The 13,955-nt window shown below is 71.7% G+C and carries 14 protein-coding genes; 9 read left to right on the top strand and 5 right to left on the bottom strand.

Annotation, left to right across the window (positions count from 1 at the left end; all coding sequences use genetic code 11):
* Positions 1 to 230 precede the first annotated feature (230 nt).
* Entirely contained in the window at positions 231 to 1,760 is a 1,530-nt protein-coding gene (locus tag ACFWGJ_RS18960) for an AMP-binding protein (protein ID WP_387325678.1), read from the bottom strand.
* Positions 1,761 to 1,922: 162 nt separating this feature from the next.
* On the opposite strand from ACFWGJ_RS18960, the gene ACFWGJ_RS18955 reads away from it, so the two are divergent.
* From ACFWGJ_RS18955 to ACFWGJ_RS18920, 8 genes are all read left to right on the top strand, one after another.
* Entirely contained in the window at positions 1,923 to 3,170 is a 1,248-nt protein-coding gene (locus ACFWGJ_RS18955; RefSeq protein WP_387325676.1) for a Rieske 2Fe-2S domain-containing protein, read from the top strand.
* A gap of 115 nt (positions 3,171 to 3,285) precedes the next feature.
* The gene (locus ACFWGJ_RS18950; RefSeq protein WP_387325674.1) at positions 3,286 to 4,680 is read left to right on the top strand and encodes a M20 family metallopeptidase; all 1,395 of its coding nucleotides are present in this window, start codon (positions 3,286 to 3,288) and stop codon (positions 4,678 to 4,680) included.
* The gene (locus tag ACFWGJ_RS18945; RefSeq protein ID WP_387325671.1) at positions 4,677 to 5,636 is read left to right on the top strand and encodes a catechol 1,2-dioxygenase; all 960 of its coding nucleotides are present in this window, start codon (positions 4,677 to 4,679) and stop codon (positions 5,634 to 5,636) included. The genes ACFWGJ_RS18950 and ACFWGJ_RS18945 overlap by 4 nt, the downstream gene beginning before the upstream one ends.
* Positions 5,637 to 5,815: 179 nt before the next feature.
* Entirely contained in the window at positions 5,816 to 6,541 is a 726-nt protein-coding gene (locus ACFWGJ_RS18940; RefSeq protein WP_387325668.1) for an IclR family transcriptional regulator, read from the top strand.
* A gap of 168 nt (positions 6,542 to 6,709) precedes the next feature.
* Positions 6,710 to 7,714: an NAD(P)/FAD-dependent oxidoreductase gene (locus ACFWGJ_RS18935; protein WP_387325665.1), complete on the top strand. Its 1,005-nt coding sequence runs from the start codon at positions 6,710 to 6,712 to the stop codon at positions 7,712 to 7,714.
* Positions 7,715 to 7,718: 4 nt separating this feature from the next.
* Positions 7,719 to 8,039, top strand: a complete 321-nt coding sequence (gene fdxA, locus ACFWGJ_RS18930) for a ferredoxin (protein ID WP_387325662.1) — start codon at positions 7,719 to 7,721, stop codon at positions 8,037 to 8,039.
* Between the two features lie 106 nt (positions 8,040 to 8,145).
* On the top strand, positions 8,146 to 9,186 hold the full coding sequence (locus tag ACFWGJ_RS18925; RefSeq protein ID WP_387325659.1) for an LLM class flavin-dependent oxidoreductase: 1,041 nt from the start codon (positions 8,146 to 8,148) through the stop codon (positions 9,184 to 9,186).
* Between the two features lie 16 nt (positions 9,187 to 9,202).
* Positions 9,203 to 9,997 (top strand): alpha/beta fold hydrolase, encoded by a 795-nt coding sequence (locus ACFWGJ_RS18920; RefSeq protein ID WP_387325656.1) that lies wholly within the window; start codon positions 9,203 to 9,205, stop codon positions 9,995 to 9,997.
* Positions 9,998 to 10,059: 62 nt separating this feature from the next.
* On the opposite strand, the gene ACFWGJ_RS18915 is transcribed toward ACFWGJ_RS18920, so the two are convergent.
* Complete coding sequence (locus ACFWGJ_RS18915; protein WP_387325654.1) at positions 10,060 to 10,473, bottom strand: winged helix-turn-helix transcriptional regulator; 414 nt, start codon at positions 10,471 to 10,473, stop codon at positions 10,060 to 10,062.
* A 157-nt stretch (positions 10,474 to 10,630) separates the two neighbouring features.
* Between ACFWGJ_RS18915 and ACFWGJ_RS18910 the strand changes: the two genes are divergently transcribed.
* Positions 10,631 to 11,527, top strand: coding sequence for an NADP-dependent oxidoreductase (locus tag ACFWGJ_RS18910; RefSeq protein WP_387325685.1), 897 nt, complete (start codon positions 10,631 to 10,633; stop codon positions 11,525 to 11,527).
* A 57-nt stretch (positions 11,528 to 11,584) separates the two neighbouring features.
* Here the strand turns inward: ACFWGJ_RS18910 and ACFWGJ_RS18905 are convergent, their stop codons facing one another.
* The 3 genes from ACFWGJ_RS18905 to ACFWGJ_RS18895 form a co-directional block, all read right to left on the bottom strand.
* Positions 11,585 to 12,073, bottom strand: coding sequence for an ATP-binding protein (locus ACFWGJ_RS18905; protein ID WP_387325652.1), 489 nt, complete (start codon positions 12,071 to 12,073; stop codon positions 11,585 to 11,587).
* A 239-nt stretch (positions 12,074 to 12,312) separates the two neighbouring features.
* Positions 12,313 to 12,807: a hypothetical protein gene (locus ACFWGJ_RS18900; protein WP_387325650.1), complete on the bottom strand. Its 495-nt coding sequence runs from the start codon at positions 12,805 to 12,807 to the stop codon at positions 12,313 to 12,315.
* A 112-nt stretch (positions 12,808 to 12,919) separates the two neighbouring features.
* Positions 12,920 to 13,927, bottom strand: coding sequence for a hypothetical protein (locus ACFWGJ_RS18895; protein WP_387325648.1), 1,008 nt, complete (start codon positions 13,925 to 13,927; stop codon positions 12,920 to 12,922).
* Positions 13,928 to 13,955: the final 28 nt, after the last annotated feature.

The following is a 13,955-nucleotide window of genomic DNA, read 5'->3' as shown; positions in this document are numbered from 1 at the left end:
GGCGGTGCTGGGGGGGCGGGGGGGGACCGGGGGGACGTGGGACCGGTGCGGCTGACCTCCGGTCGGGTGCGGGTCTCGCCGTGGCTGATCGCGCAGTTCCCCGCGCCCCCAAGGACCCGCGGCTTCGCCGCTGTGCCCCCGGCGGGGAGATGCGGCCCGAAGGGCCATGCATCTCAGGGGCGCGGGGAACTGCGCGACCGGCCACGACGAAACCCGCACCCGACCGGAGGTCAGCCGCACCGGTCCCACGTCCCCCCGGTCACCCCCCGCCCCCGCAGCACCGCCTTGCGTACCTTCCCCGTCTCCGTGAGCGGCAACGCCTCGACCACGTCCACATACCGCGGCACCGCGAACGCGGGCAGCTGCCCCGCGCAGTGCCGCGCCACATCCTCCGGATCGAGCGCGCGCCCCGCCCGCGGGACCACCGCCACCATCACCTCGTCCTCGGCGAGCGCGGACGGGACCGGGAACGCGGCTGCTTCGGCGACATCGGGATGCGCCCGCAGCGCCGCCTCGACCTCGTACGAGGAGATGTTCTCGCCGCGACGCCGGATGCAGTCCTTGACCCGGTCGACGAACCGGAACCAGCCGTCCGCCTCGCGCACCACACGGTCCCCGGTGCGGCGCCACGCACCTGGATCCGGCGTCGCCTCGCCCAGATAGCCCGTGGCGAAGGCATGGTCCTGGTCGGTGCGGACGACGAGTTCCCCGGGCGTTCCGTCCGGCACGGCCAAGAGATCTGGCCCGGCCAAGAGATCCGGCACGGACGAGAGGTGCGCGTCGACGACCCGCGCCTCGAAGCCGTCACGCACCGTCCCCATGTAGCCGGGACGGCAGTCCTCCGGTACGGAGCCGATGACCAGGTTGGTCTCCGTGGAGCCGAACCCGTCGACGAGGGTCACGCCGAACCGCTCGCGGAACACGTCCCACAGTGCGCCCGGCGTGCCCGGACCGAGTCCGCGCCAGGCCCGGTGCGCACGGTCGGCGGGCCCGGGCGGCTGCGCGAGCAGCATCGGCACCATGGCGCCGAGCACATACACGCAGGTGGCTCCGGCCTCGGCGGCCCGTGCCCAGTGGCGCGAGGCGGAGAACCGGCGGTCCACGACCAGGGAGGCCCCCACCGTCATCGCCTGCGCCAGCGTGTTGAGCGCGTTGGTGTGGAACAGGGGCAGGCAGGTGTAGAGGGTGTCGTCGGCGGTCAGGCGCAGCGAGTCGGCCACGTTCCGGCCCCACCGCGCGAACTGGCCGTGCGGGCAGCGCACGCCGCGGGAGGGGCCGGTGGTGCCGGAGGTGAACAGGATGGCGGCCGTGTCACCGGGTCGGGAGGGGTGGGCGTCGAGCGCCTTTTCGATGCCGGGGACCGGTGCCTGCGGCGAACCGGTCACCCACACCTCCCCCGCGTACCCCACTTCTTCCACCCGCGCGGCCAGCTCTCCCTCCACGTACAGGAACCGCGGCTGCGACTCGTCCAGGGCGTGCCGGAGCAGCCGTCCGTGCAGTGCGGTGTTGAGCGGGACCACGACCGCGCCGAGCCAGGCACAGCCGAGCACCAGATCGACCAGTTCGACGCGGTTGGACAGGAGCGCGGCGACCCGGTCCCCCGGACGGCAGCCGCGGGCCGCCAGCGCGCCGGCCGTCGTGGCCGCGGCCGTGCGCGTCTGCGCGTAGGTGCGCACAGTTCCGTCGAGGGTCAGGAAGGCTCGTTCGCCGTGGTGTGCGGCCGCCGCGTCGACCAGGCCGGGAAGCGTCATGCGGTTCATGGACGGATGCTGTCCGGCCCCCTCCGAGTGATCAAGGTCGATGGTTCGCTGACCGGTCCGCCGCCGGCCGCGGTCCGCTCACCGGACCAGGTTCATAGGCAGGCGTCGTGCCGCGCCGGATGCTCATGCCGCATACCCACCGGAGCAGGAGGCCTCGACGAGATGACGACGAGCGAACGATCCCCCGCCGCGCGGAAGACCGCAGCGAAGGAGCCCGCCAAGGCGGCGCGCGCGTCCGCCGACAAGATCGGCCGACAGGACTGGTCGTCCTGGCCCCACTACGACAAGGCGGCGTCCGGTTTCCGCGGCTACTGGTACCCGGTCACCTGGGCGAGTCACATCACCGGCGACCCGAAGCCGTTCACGCTCTGCGGCGAGAAGATCACGCTGATCCGCGACAACGGCAAGGCGTACGCACTCCACGACCGCTGCCCGCACCGCGGCGTCCCGCTGTCGGAGGGCAACCAGCAGTTCCCCGGAACCGTCAGCTGCCCCTACCACGGCTGGACCTTCGATCTGCCCACGGGCAATCTGTCCGCGGTCATCACCGACGGTCCCGGCTGCCGCCTCACAGGCAAGCTGGGCGTACGCACGTACGCCGTCGAGGAGCGGCTCGGCATGGTGTGGGTGTACATGCCCCTCGCCGACGAGGAGCCGCACCCCATCGACGAGCAGCTGCCCGAGGAGCTGGTGTCGAACGCCTTCGTGATGGGCGGCCGCTTCGATCCGCGGGGCGGCAACTGGCGCTTCGCCTGCGAGAACGGTTTCGACGAAGGGCACGCCAAGTATCTCCACCGTACGGCGTTGTGGCGGCTGTTCAAGCCCATGCCGACGTGGAACATCACGCGGATCGTGCCGAAGGGCCGCTGGATCTACCGCGTCCAGGACGAGGTCTACTGGGATGCCGACTTCCCGGGCGTGGGCCGCTGGACCAACAAGCGGTGGTGGATGAAGCAGCCGCCGGAGGGGACGTTCAACCTGGGCAACACCGGCGCGACCGACAAGGTCGACCCCGTGATCGAATCCCAGGGCTTCCCCGGCTTCGCGTCCCTGTCGATGCCGGGCATGCTGCGGATCGCCTACCCCACCTTCATGCACTACGAGTTCTACGTGCCGATCGACGACGACCACCACATGTACGTCGGCGTGATGGTCAACTTCAAGCAGGGCTGGGACACCCTCCGCTTCTACGGCAAGTACCTCGGTGCCATCCGCTGGCTGTTCCACGGCCAGTTCTCCGGCCAGGACGCCTGGATGGTCGACGTGACCGACGCGCCCCCGGAGAAGCTCTACCGCCCGGACGTGTCGCTGACCTCCTGGCGCAACCTCGGCGAGGAGGAGTACGCGAAGAAGCTCGCCTCCGTCGGCGTCACCCAATCCACCACGGACACCGCGGAAACGGAGGCCTGACCATGGCCCGCACCCTGTTGAAGATCCTGCTCGGTGTCGCCGTCGCGGTGGCACTCCCCCGCGCCAGGAAGCTCATCGCGGAGACGACGCGGACCCAGGTGCACCGGGTCAACCAGTGAACGGCGACACATCCACCGACGAGCCCTCCGGTCTCTCCGGGCTCGACGACCGGCGGCGCGCCTGGGTGACGGAGGCCTGGGGACATGTCACCGACGAGAGGCTGCGCGAGCTGATCGTCGGCCTCGTCGGGACAGCCAGTCCGACCGGTGACGAGCGGCCGCTCGCCGAACACATCGCCGGGACCCTCGCATCGGTCGGACTGCGCGCGGCCTGTCAGCCGCTCGACGCCCGCCAGGCGAACGCGTGGGCCCGGCTGGAGGGCGACGGCACAGGACCCGATCTGATGCTGTACGCGCCCATCGACACCCTCACCGTGGGTGACGAGAGCGAGGACGTGCCGTGGATCGGGCCGAAGCTGCGCGAGGACATGCTCCCCGAGGCCACCGTCTACGACGACCTGGTGACCGGCCTCGGCGCCTCCAACCCCAAGGGTCACGCGGCCTGCGTGATGATGGCCGCCGAGGCGATCGCCCTGGCCGGTGTCCCGCTGACCGGGGATCTGGTGGCCGCGTTCGGCGCCGGCGGTATGCCGACGAACGCACGGCCGGGCAGCGGCCGGCTCAACACCGGCCAGGGCGCCGGCTGCTCGTTCCTCCTCGAACAGGGCGTGTACACCGACTACGCGGTCATCGCCAAGCCGGGCTGGACCGTCTCGTGGGAGGAGGTCGGCCTGGTCTGGTTCGAGGTGACGGTGCACGGCACCCACACCTATGTGGGTTCGCGCCACCGGCTCCCGTACGACAACGCGATCAGTCGCGCCGGTGACGTCGTACGGCACCTGGAGCAGTGGTTCGCCGAGTACGCGAAGCGGCACACCGGTGGCACGGTCTCGCCGCAGGGCATCGTGTCGTCGGTGCGGGGCGGCTGGCCGCGGATGGCCGCGGTGACCACGGCGGCCTGCGTCCTGCGGGTCGACCTGCGGATCGCCCCGGAGACGACGCCCATGCAGGCGAAGCGTGAATTCACTTCGGCCATCGCGGAGTTGAAGCGCTCGATGCCGGGGCTCGATGCCACGGTCGAGATGATCCTCGCCATTCCGGGGACCACCACCAGCCGGGAGAACTGGGTCTTCCGCAGCGCGGTCGCCGGATGGGAGGCCCTCGAAGGGCGCCCGCACGACGTCGTCAACGGCAACAGCGGCGCGACCGACGCGAACATCCTGCGCGGACGCGGCATCCCCACGGTCCGCGTCGGCATGCCGAAGGTGGGCGAGGCACCCTTCGACATCGACTTCGCCCGCGGCATGAACACCGTCTCCGTAGGGGAGATGCAGAAACTGACCCGCCATCTGATCCGCACAGCGATCGACACCGTCACCCGTTCCCACGCGGAGTGCGTCTCCGCCCTGGAGTCCGGGCCCGTCGTGGAGCCGGAAGGAGCAACGGCATGAGCGAGATCGTGCTCGGCGTGGGGGCCTCCCACAGCACGTTGATGAACACGCACTGGGAGGAAACCCTCCACAAGGACCGGGCCGAGCGCTTCCGTGACGCGCTCGGCGCGGCCCGCGACGAGCTGGCCCGGGTCCGCCCCGACACCGTCGTCCTGATCGGCTCGAACCACTTCCGCGGGTTCTGGCTCGATCTGATCCCGCCCTTCACGCTGGGCGTCGGGGAGTGTATCGCCAGCGGCGAGTCCGGGACCCCTAAGGGCCCGCAGCCGGTCGATGTGCCGCTCGCGCAGTACATCGCCGAGTCGTTGGTGGAGAGCGGACGGTTCGACCCCGCGTTCTCCGCCCGGCTCCAGATCGACCACGGGCAGTCGCACGCCATCCAGTACCTGCTCGACGGGCTCGACGTGGAGATCGTGCCGCTGGTGGTCAACGTCTTCGCCGCACCGCTGCCGACCCTGGAGCGGTGCGAGCGGTTGGGCCGCGCCATCCGCGAGGCCGTGCTCGCCTTTCCCGGTGACCGGCGGGTCGCGGTGGTCGGCTCGGGCGGGCTCTCGCACCGGCTGCCCTGGCCGGACTGGCGTGCACCGCACGGCGACGACGAGGAGTTCATGGTCGGGGCGTGGCTCAACGGCCGCGAGAACTGGCAGGACTACGACGTTCGCCGCCGCGAGATCATCCGGGCCGCCGAGGCCTCCCTCACCCCGGAGTTCGACAACGAGTTCCTCAGCCTCCTCGAACGCGGCGAGGCACACCGCCTCACCGCGTACACGAGTGCGGAACTGGAGAAGGCGGCGGGCAACGGTGCGCAGGAGCTGCGGACATGGCTGCTGATGGCCGCCGCCCTGGATCATGCGCCCGCCCGGCGTCTGGCGTACGAGCCGATGCCCGAGTGGCTCACCGGGATGGGCGTCGCGGTCATCGACCCGGCGGCCGTGGACGCGGGGCAGTCGGCATGAGAGCGCCGGCTGACGCGGCGCCGGCCGGTCAGCACCCCTTCGGCGTCCCGGCGCGGCAGGGCTTCATGGTCTCCGCGCACCGCGCCGTGCCGCCATCCGGGGCAGGCGCTGCCGAGGCAGGTGGTACCGAGACAGGTGGTACCGAGGCAGGTGGTACCGAGACAGGTGGTACCGACCCCATGAACTCCGTTCTGGGAAAGGTCCGTCCGATCCTGGAGGCCTTCACCTCGGACGACGCCGCCCTCTCCCTCGCCGAGCTGGTGCGCCGTTCGGGGGCTGCCAAGGCCACGGTGCACCGGCTGGCCCAGGAGCTGGTGACCTGGGGCCTGCTGGAGCGGGAGGGGTGCGACTACCGGCTCGGGCTGCGTCTGTTCGAGCTGGGGCAGCGGGTGCACCGTCAGCGCATCCTGCGCGAGGCCGTGCAGCCGTACATGGAGGACCTTCTCCTGATCACCCGGGAGACCATCCACTTCGCCATCCACGACAGCCTGGACGTCGTCTACCTGGACAAGATCTTCCCGCACCGCGGGCTGAACGCCGAGTCCCGGGTGGCGGGCCGGCTGCCCCTGTACTGCACGGGCACCGGCAAGGCGATCCTCGCGTACTCGCCGCCGTCGCTCTTCATCGACGTGATCCGGGGCGGCCTCAAGCCGCTCACCCGGCACACGGTGATCTCGCCGGGCCGCCTGCGCGCCCAGCTCGACCGGATCCGGGAGGAGGGCATCGTCCTGGAGTCGGAGGAGATCAGACTGGGTTACGCGAGCCTGGCCGTTCCGGTGTTCACCGGAGACACCACACTGGTGGGCGCGTTGTCCATCACGGCGCCCACCTACCGGATGGACGCGGCCGGTTACGCGACGGCACTGCGGACGGCCGCGCTCGGCATCGGGCGTTCACTGGGCTGAGTACTCCGCTGCCAGGCGGGTGAGGGACGAAGGACACGCGGTGCGCGTGCGAAGGGGTCCGCCGGACGGCGGGCCCCTCGCCGCGTCGTACGGCCCTGCGAAGGGGCCGTCCTGCTCACCGGACCGGCTCCGTAGGGAGAACCGCCGCCTCGTTCCTACGCTCACCCCATGAGCCAACTCACCGACGACACCGGCGTCCTGTCCACCGACGTCCTGATCATCGGCGCCGGTCCGGCGGGCCTCTACGGCGCCTACTACGCGGGGTTCCGGGGCCTGACCGTCACCGTCATGGACGTCCTGCCGCAACTCGGCGGGCAGATCAGCGCCATGTATCCCGAGAAGCCGATCTTCGACATCGCCGGTTTCCTGTCCGTGCGCGGCCGGGATCTGGTGGACGGTCTCGTCGCCCAGGCCGAGTCGTACTCCCCGCGCCGTCTCCTGGGCCACCGGGCCGCCGAGCTGACGTACGACGCCGACGGCCTGCCGGTCGTCCGCAGCGACCAGGGGGCGACGGTGCGCGCCAGGGCGGTCGTCATCACGGGCGGCGTGGGCACGTTCACCCCGCGTCCGCTGCCCGCCGGGGAGGAGTTCCTCGGCCGCGGCCTCGACTACTTCGTGCCGGACCCGTCCGTGCACGCGGACCGGGACGTGCTGGTCGTCGGCGGCGGTGACAGCGCCTTCGACTGGGCGGCCCTCCTCGCGCCGATCGCCCGCTCGGTCACCCTCGTGCACCGCACCGCCCGCTTCCGCGCCCACGCGGCGTCCGTCGAGAAGGTCCGCGCACTGGGCGTGGAGATCGTCACCGACTGCGAGGTGAGCCGGCTCGTCGGCGGCGACCGGGTGGAGCGGGCAGAGATCCGGCACCGCGTCACGAAGGAGACCCGCCTCGTGCCGGCCGGGACCGTCGTCGCGGCGCTCGGCTTCCTCGCCGACCTCGGCCCGCTGCAGCACTGGGGCCTCGGCTTCCAGGCCCGGAAGATCACCGTCGACACCCACATGGCGACCAACCTGCCCCGGGTGTTCGCCGCGGGCGACATCACCGACTACCCCGGCAAGGTCCGCCTCATCTCGGTCGGCTTCGGCGAGGCCGCCACCGCGGTCAACAACGCGGCCACCGTCATCGACCCACAGGCGGCCCTGTTCCCCGGCCACTCCACCGAGAAGGAGCACTGACACCATGGCGTACGTCATCGGCGCGTCCTGCGTAGACATCATGGACCGGTCCTGCGTGGAGGAGTGCCCGGTCGACTGCATCTACGAGGGCGAGCGCAAGCTCTACATCAACCCCACGGAGTGCATCGACTGCGGGGCCTGCGAGGTCGCCTGCCCCGAGCAGGCGATCACGGTGGACCGCAAGGCCGACCCCGACTTCCGCGAGGACAACCGGCGTTTCTTCACGGAGGCTCTGCCGGGCCGGGACACCGCGCTCGGCTCCCCCGGCGGGGCGACACCGCTCGGCCCGGTGGGCGTCGACACCGCGCTGGTCAGCGGACGATGAGCGCCGCCGAGGTGACAAGGACCGCCGACGTGTTGCCGGCGGCCGCGCGTACGGGGAGAACGCCGTCCCTGGACATCGCTCTCAACCCGACCGTGCGGAGCGACAAGTGAGCCGCGCAGCCGGCCGGTTGAAGGTCGGCATCCGTGTCCCGCCTTGTGACCGCGCCGACCGGATCGTGCGGACCGTGCGCAGGGCGGAGGAACTCGGCTTCGACAGCGCCTGGTTCCCCGACTCGCAACTGCTGTGGCGCGACGTGTTCACCACGCTCACCGCCGCCGCGCTCGGCACGGAGCAGATCGACCTGGGCACGGCGGTCACCAATCTGGCGACCCGCCATCCGGCCGTCATCGCCTCCGCCGCGCGGAGCGTCGCCGAACTCGCCCCGGGGCGCTTCACCCTGGGTCTCGGCGTGGGCGACAGCTCGGTCGCGCCCGTCGGCCTGCGCCGGAGCACGACCGCCGAGATGCGCGAGGGCCTCACCGTGCTGCGTACGCTCCTGAACGGTGACGAGTGGGAGTTCACGGGTCCGGGGGGTACGGTCCGCTCCCGGTTGCGCGATCCCCACCCCGCCATACCGCTGCATCTGGCGGCGAGCGGGCCGAGAAACCTCCGGCTCGCCGGAGAGGTGGCTGACGGCGTGATCCTGCTCAGTGGCGTGTCGCCGCGCACCCTGGCGGGCGCCATGGACCGGGTGCGGGAGGGCGCGCGGGCGGCGGGGCGGGTGGCTGAGGCGGTGCCGCTCACGGTCTCCGCGTACTGCGAGGTGACCGACGACATCGAAGCGGCCGCCCGCCGGATCAAACCCATCTGCGCCACGATCGCCCGGAACGGCGGCGCGCCGTTTCTCGCCCTCGCCGGCATCGAGGTCGACGTGCCCGATGTCGTCGACGGCGTGTATCCGGACCTGGTGCACGCCGAGGACTGGGACACCGCGGTGCGGGTCGCCTCCGCGTGGGTGGACGACGCGGCGGCGCTGCGCTTCGCCGAGGAGTTCTGCCTGTTCGGCACCGCCGATGAGATCGCCCGGCGGCTGCGCGCCCTGCACGCCGACGGCGTGCGCGGGGTGTTCCTGCAACATGTCGGCTCGTACGACCCGCCCCTCGACCTCATCGAAGCCGTCGGCGCCTCGGTGCTGCCGGCCCTGTGACGAAAGCGACGCACCCATGACGGACATGAACGCCCTCCGCAAGGGCTACGCCCCCAGCCGCTTCGGCCAGTTGCACTACGTGGAGTCCGGCGACGGTGAGCCCGTGCTGTTGCTCCACCAGACACCCCGCTCCTGGACGGAGTACGTCGATGTGCTCCCCCTGGTCGGAGCCCGGTACCGGACGATCGCGATGGACACCCTGGGCTACGGGGCGTCCGCGAAACCCGATGGACCGCACACCATCGAACGCTTCGCGGACGGTGTCGGCGACCTGATCGAGGCGCTCGGCCTGGACCGCTTCCACCTGGTAGGGCACCACACGGGCGGGGTGGTCGCCGTGGAGGTGGCGGCCCGTTTCCAGAACCGTGTGGCCAGCCTGCTGCTGTCGGCGACCTCCTTCGTCGACGACGAGAAGCGCAACGGCGCCCACGGCAACGTCGACCATGTCGACCCCGCGCCCGACGGCACGCACCTGCGAGAGCTGTGGGACAAGCGGCGCGGCTTCTACCGGCCGGGCGAGGAAGCAGCCCTGGGTCGCTATGTCGTCGACGCGCTGACCGTCCTCGACCGGGTCGAGGAGGGCCACGAGGCGGTGCGCCGCTACGCCATGGAACCCCGCCTGCCGAAGATCACCGCGCGCACGCTCGCGGTCTGCGCCCCCGACGACGGGTTCTCCCTGCCCTCACTGGCGAAGTTCGCGGCGGCGCTGGGCTGTCCGACCCGAGTGCTGTCCGACGGACACGTGGCGGCGCCGGAGCAGGTGCCGCAGGAGTTCGCCGACATCGTCGTGGAGTGGGCCGGCCGCGGCTGACCCGGGTTGAGGACGGCCGTGCAGTCGGTGCGCGCTCGACGGCGGAACGCACCACCTGTGTGTCAGCTGCCGTGGACCTCCTGGTCGTAATGAGTCCGGTTGCGCGTGATCTCGTCGTGATGGGTGCCCGCCCAGTCGATCAGGGCGGTGACCGCGTCGAGCAGCGTGGCGCCCAGCCCGGTCAGCGCGTACTCGACGCGCGGTGGCACCTCGGGGTAGGCGGTGCGGGTGACCAGGCCGTCGCGGCGCAGTTGGCGCAGGGTATGCGTGAGCATCCGCTGGGAGATGCCGGGGATGGAGCGCTGCAGGTCGGTGTAGCGCAGAGGGCCGTTCTCCAGTGTGCCGATCACGAACACGGCCCATTTGTCGCCGGCCCGATCGACGATCTGCCGGATCGTCTCGCCCTGCTCGGCCGGCCAGCGGGCACAAGGCCCTGTCCGGCCCGCCGGCTGCTCGGCTCGAAAGTCGTCCGCCATCGCACGCCCGCCCTCCGCCTCACTTACACGCGTGTGCCTTTTGTACGCACTCCCATACTGACGCAGAGTGGGGTTGCGCACCAAAGGTAAGAAACGCCTGGACGGTATCTCGTCCGGTGCGTCCACCACACCCACCCTCAGGAGGAACAGCATGCGCATGCGTGCCGCGACCGTGTCCCGCTTCGGCGGCCCCGAAGCAGTCGAGATCACGGAGGTGCCGGTGCCCGCCCCGGGCCCGGGACAGGTCCGGATCAAGGTGGCCGCGGCAGCGCTCAATCCGGTGGACGCGGCCATGCGGGCCGGCGTCTTCGGCAGTGCGGGCGCGCGCATCGGCCTGGGCTGGGACATCGCCGGCACGGTCGAGAGTGTCGGCGAGGGTGTGCACTGGTCTTCGGGCGACCGTGTCATCGGCCTGGCCACCGGTCACCACACCCCGCTGGGCACCCACGCCGAGTACGCCGTCCTCGACGCGGACGCGATCGCGCCGGCCCCGACGACCGTGGACGACGCTCACGCCGCGGCCCTCCCCCTCAACGCGCTCTCCGCGGCACAGGCCCTGGACATGGCAGCCCTCCAGCCCGGACAGAGCCTGTTGGTGACCGGTGCGGCCGGCGGCGTCGGTACGCACACCGTGGAACTGGCACACCACCGCGGGCTGAAGGTCACCGCTCTCGCCTCGGCCCGCGACGAGGAGTTCCTGCGGACCCGGGGCGCCGACCACTTCCTGCCCCGCGACGAACCCCTCCCCCCGGCCACCTTCGACGGCGTCATCGACGCCGCGCTCCTCGGGGACAAGGCCCTCACCCCGCTCCACTACGACGGCACCTACATCGGCGTATGGCCCGGACAGGAACCCGCCCCGGAACGCGGCATCCGCAGCAGCGCACTGGACGTACGCGCCGACGGCGTCCAGCTCGCCGAACTGTCCCGCCTCGCCGACCGCGGCATCCTGCTGGCCCGCGTCACGAAGACCTATCCCCTCGCGGACGCCGCCGCGGCTCACGCACGCCTGACCGAGGGCGGCCTCCGCGGACGACTCGTCATCGTGCCGTGAACCGCGCCCCATTCCACGAGGGCCCTGGCAGCACGAAGTGGTGAGCGTCGCCGGCCGCTATTGAAGACGGCTGCCGCGGACGTGCCCGCCGGGATCGTCGCGCAGAGCGATGCGGACGATGACGCGTTTGCCGGCCGGCTCCTGCCGGACCTCATAGCTTTGGGCGACCGCCATGACGATCTCCAGGCCGTGCTGCCCGACCCGGCCCGTATCGGCGGCGTGGGCGACCGGCAGGGCCGGATCGCTGTCCGACACCGCCACCTCCACCACCTGCCCGATGACACACAGCTCCAACGACACCGGACCGGGCGCGTGCTTGTATGCGTTGGTGACCAGCTCGCTGACCACCAGCTGGGTGAGGTCCCTCGCCCGCGCGGACACCACCACGCCGTGTTCCTTCTCGGCACGGGCGAGGAAGCCGACCGCATGGTGGCGTGCCTCGGCGATGACACTCCCGTCACCGTCCAGGACGATGGAATCCTGGACCAGAGGTCCCTGCGACACCAGCCCGTCCTCACCACCGGAAGACGATCCCGCCTCGTCCATCGTGTCGTTCTCCCCGCTTGCACCGTTGCGCGTACCGCGCGCCCTCCCCCGTATGCCCCTCGGGCATTATGGCTGAATCACCGAACCGCCGTTCGCTGTAACACCGGGGCAGGCTTGCAGCGTTGACCTCACCGGTCACCCTGCACCGACCCGCACATCTCCACGGACCACGCCCGGCCGGAACCCCCGTCCAGCCGGGCTTACACCTGTCCGGCCCCTGGCACCGCGGCACGCAGCAGTCATGAGGACGAGGTGCGTCCGGCTCCTACGGGGCCGTGGGACAAGGCGGGCGAGGTCCGGGGGCTGGCGGTGTTCACGGTCAGATGGAACGCATCGATCGCGGCGCGCACTTGCGCAGCCTGCTCCCACTGGCCGTGGTGGGCGCCGTTGTACTGACGGAAACGCCAGGAGACGAGCGCGGCGGCCACCTCCGCGACATCGCGGGGTGTGGCGTAGACGCGGCGCAGTGCGGTGAGGGGGCCGCGCGGGATCGCGCTGACGGCATCGGGGCGCAGCAGGCTGTGGGCCCAGCCGGTGTCGTCGTGCCAGATGAGCCGGATGCCACCGGGGCCGGCGCAGCGGGAGGCGTCCCAGGTGAAGACCAGGCGCAGGGCCGTCTCGCGTCGGAAGTCACGGTCCACGCGGACGGCGCCGGCCGGGATGCCGCGGGCGGCAAGCTCTTGGTCGACGGCGCGTGCGTAGGGCCAGTGCGGCAGTGACGCGGGGTCCAGCATGCCGGGTGGGTTGAACAGCACCAGTTCTCGCTTCCGGGGCAGATCGGGCCGGTGTGCCCGATGAGTGGGGTGGCGGTGAGGGGCGGTCAGGAGACCTGATCAGAAGGCGCGGTCAGGAGGCATGGCGGAAGGTGGCGGCCGGGCCGATCGCGCCCGGCCCGAACTTCCTGCGGATACGGTCGCTGACCGCCTCCGCGACCAGCCGGTCCTCCCGCGCCCGGTCGAGGCTGATCTGCTCGGCCACCTGGTCGGCGCCGACCAGGTCCTCACCCTTGAGGACGAGCCCGGTCAGCCGCCCGCGCTGCAGGCCCGCGGCGTCGATGAGCCGGTACGCCATCGTGCGCAGGTCGTCCTCGTGCGCGGACGCCGCCGGCAGACGGCGCGTCTTCTCCCAGGCGGTGCCGCCCGCGAAGCGCAGGGCGAGCGTCATGCCACGCGCCACCTGCCCGCGCTCGCGCAGCCGGAGCCCGAGCCGCACGACCAGGTCGAGCAGGGCGCCGCGGACGATCGCGCCGTCCAGGGTGTGCTGGGCGAAGGTGTGGCGCACGCTCGTGGACGCGGGCAGGGCGCGCGGGGCGACGGGGCGCGGGTCGATGCCGCAGGCCCGGTCCGCGGCGATCCGCCCGGCCCTGCCGCCCAGCAGGCGCTGCACGGTGGCCGGCGGGATCGTCGCGAGCAGGCCCACGCAGTGCACGCCGTACTCCCGCAGCGCCGCCGCCTGCCGCGGACCGATGCCGTGCAGGGCTTCCACCGGCAGCGGCCCGAGCCAGTCAAGGACCTGGTCCCGCTCCACGACGAGCACCCCGCCAGGGCCGTCGAGCTGTCCGGAGGCCGTGGCCGCGACCGTGACGGTGGGCCCGATCCCGACACGGACATCTGTGCCGAGCCGCGACAGGGTCCGTACCCGCAGCACCTCCCCGAGCCGCCGGGCGTCGCCGCCGTGGTAGCGCAGGGCACCCTTCAGCTCCACCAAGGCCGCGGACGGCGGCAGGGCCTGGACCGTCGGGGAGAGCTCCGCGCACTGTTCCAGCACCTGCCGGAACACCTCCTCCTGCAGCCGTTGCGGGCACCGCACATGCATCACACTCGACGCCCTCACCTGATCCTCCGCTGCCGCCATGGCACCCCACCTCCTCCACCCGCAGACT

It is taken from the genome of Streptomyces sp. NPDC060205 (assembly GCF_042728395.1).
Classification (GTDB): domain Bacteria; phylum Actinomycetota; class Actinomycetes; order Streptomycetales; family Streptomycetaceae; genus Streptomyces.
This window is presented reverse-complemented; position numbering and strand designations above follow the sequence as displayed.

Bases quoted from the DNA above. Each gene is read 5' to 3' on its own strand.
- ACFWGJ_RS18910 (WP_387325685.1), top strand. From the start codon at position 10,631: ATGCGTGCCGCGACCGTGTCCCGCTTCGGCGGCCCCGAAGCAGTCGAG.
- ACFWGJ_RS18895 (WP_387325648.1), bottom strand. From the start codon at position 13,927: ATGGCGGCAGCGGAGGATCAGGTGAGGGCGTCGAGTGTGATGCATGTG.
- ACFWGJ_RS18960 (WP_387325678.1), bottom strand. From the start codon at position 1,760: ATGAACCGCATGACGCTTCCCGGCCTGGTCGACGCGGCGGCCGCACAC.
- ACFWGJ_RS18920 (WP_387325656.1), top strand. From the start codon at position 9,203: ATGACGGACATGAACGCCCTCCGCAAGGGCTACGCCCCCAGCCGCTTC.
- ACFWGJ_RS18905 (WP_387325652.1), bottom strand. From the start codon at position 12,073: ATGGACGAGGCGGGATCGTCTTCCGGTGGTGAGGACGGGCTGGTGTCG.
- ACFWGJ_RS18915 (WP_387325654.1), bottom strand. From the start codon at position 10,473: ATGGCGGACGACTTTCGAGCCGAGCAGCCGGCGGGCCGGACAGGGCCT.
- ACFWGJ_RS18940 (WP_387325668.1), top strand. From the start codon at position 5,816: ATGAACTCCGTTCTGGGAAAGGTCCGTCCGATCCTGGAGGCCTTCACC.
- ACFWGJ_RS18945 (WP_387325671.1), top strand. From the start codon at position 4,677: ATGAGCGAGATCGTGCTCGGCGTGGGGGCCTCCCACAGCACGTTGATG.
- ACFWGJ_RS18955 (WP_387325676.1), top strand. From the start codon at position 1,923: ATGACGACGAGCGAACGATCCCCCGCCGCGCGGAAGACCGCAGCGAAG.
- ACFWGJ_RS18900 (WP_387325650.1), bottom strand. From the start codon at position 12,807: ATGCTGGACCCCGCGTCACTGCCGCACTGGCCCTACGCACGCGCCGTC.
- ACFWGJ_RS18935 (WP_387325665.1), top strand. From the start codon at position 6,710: ATGAGCCAACTCACCGACGACACCGGCGTCCTGTCCACCGACGTCCTG.
- fdxA (WP_387325662.1), top strand. From the start codon at position 7,719: ATGGCGTACGTCATCGGCGCGTCCTGCGTAGACATCATGGACCGGTCC.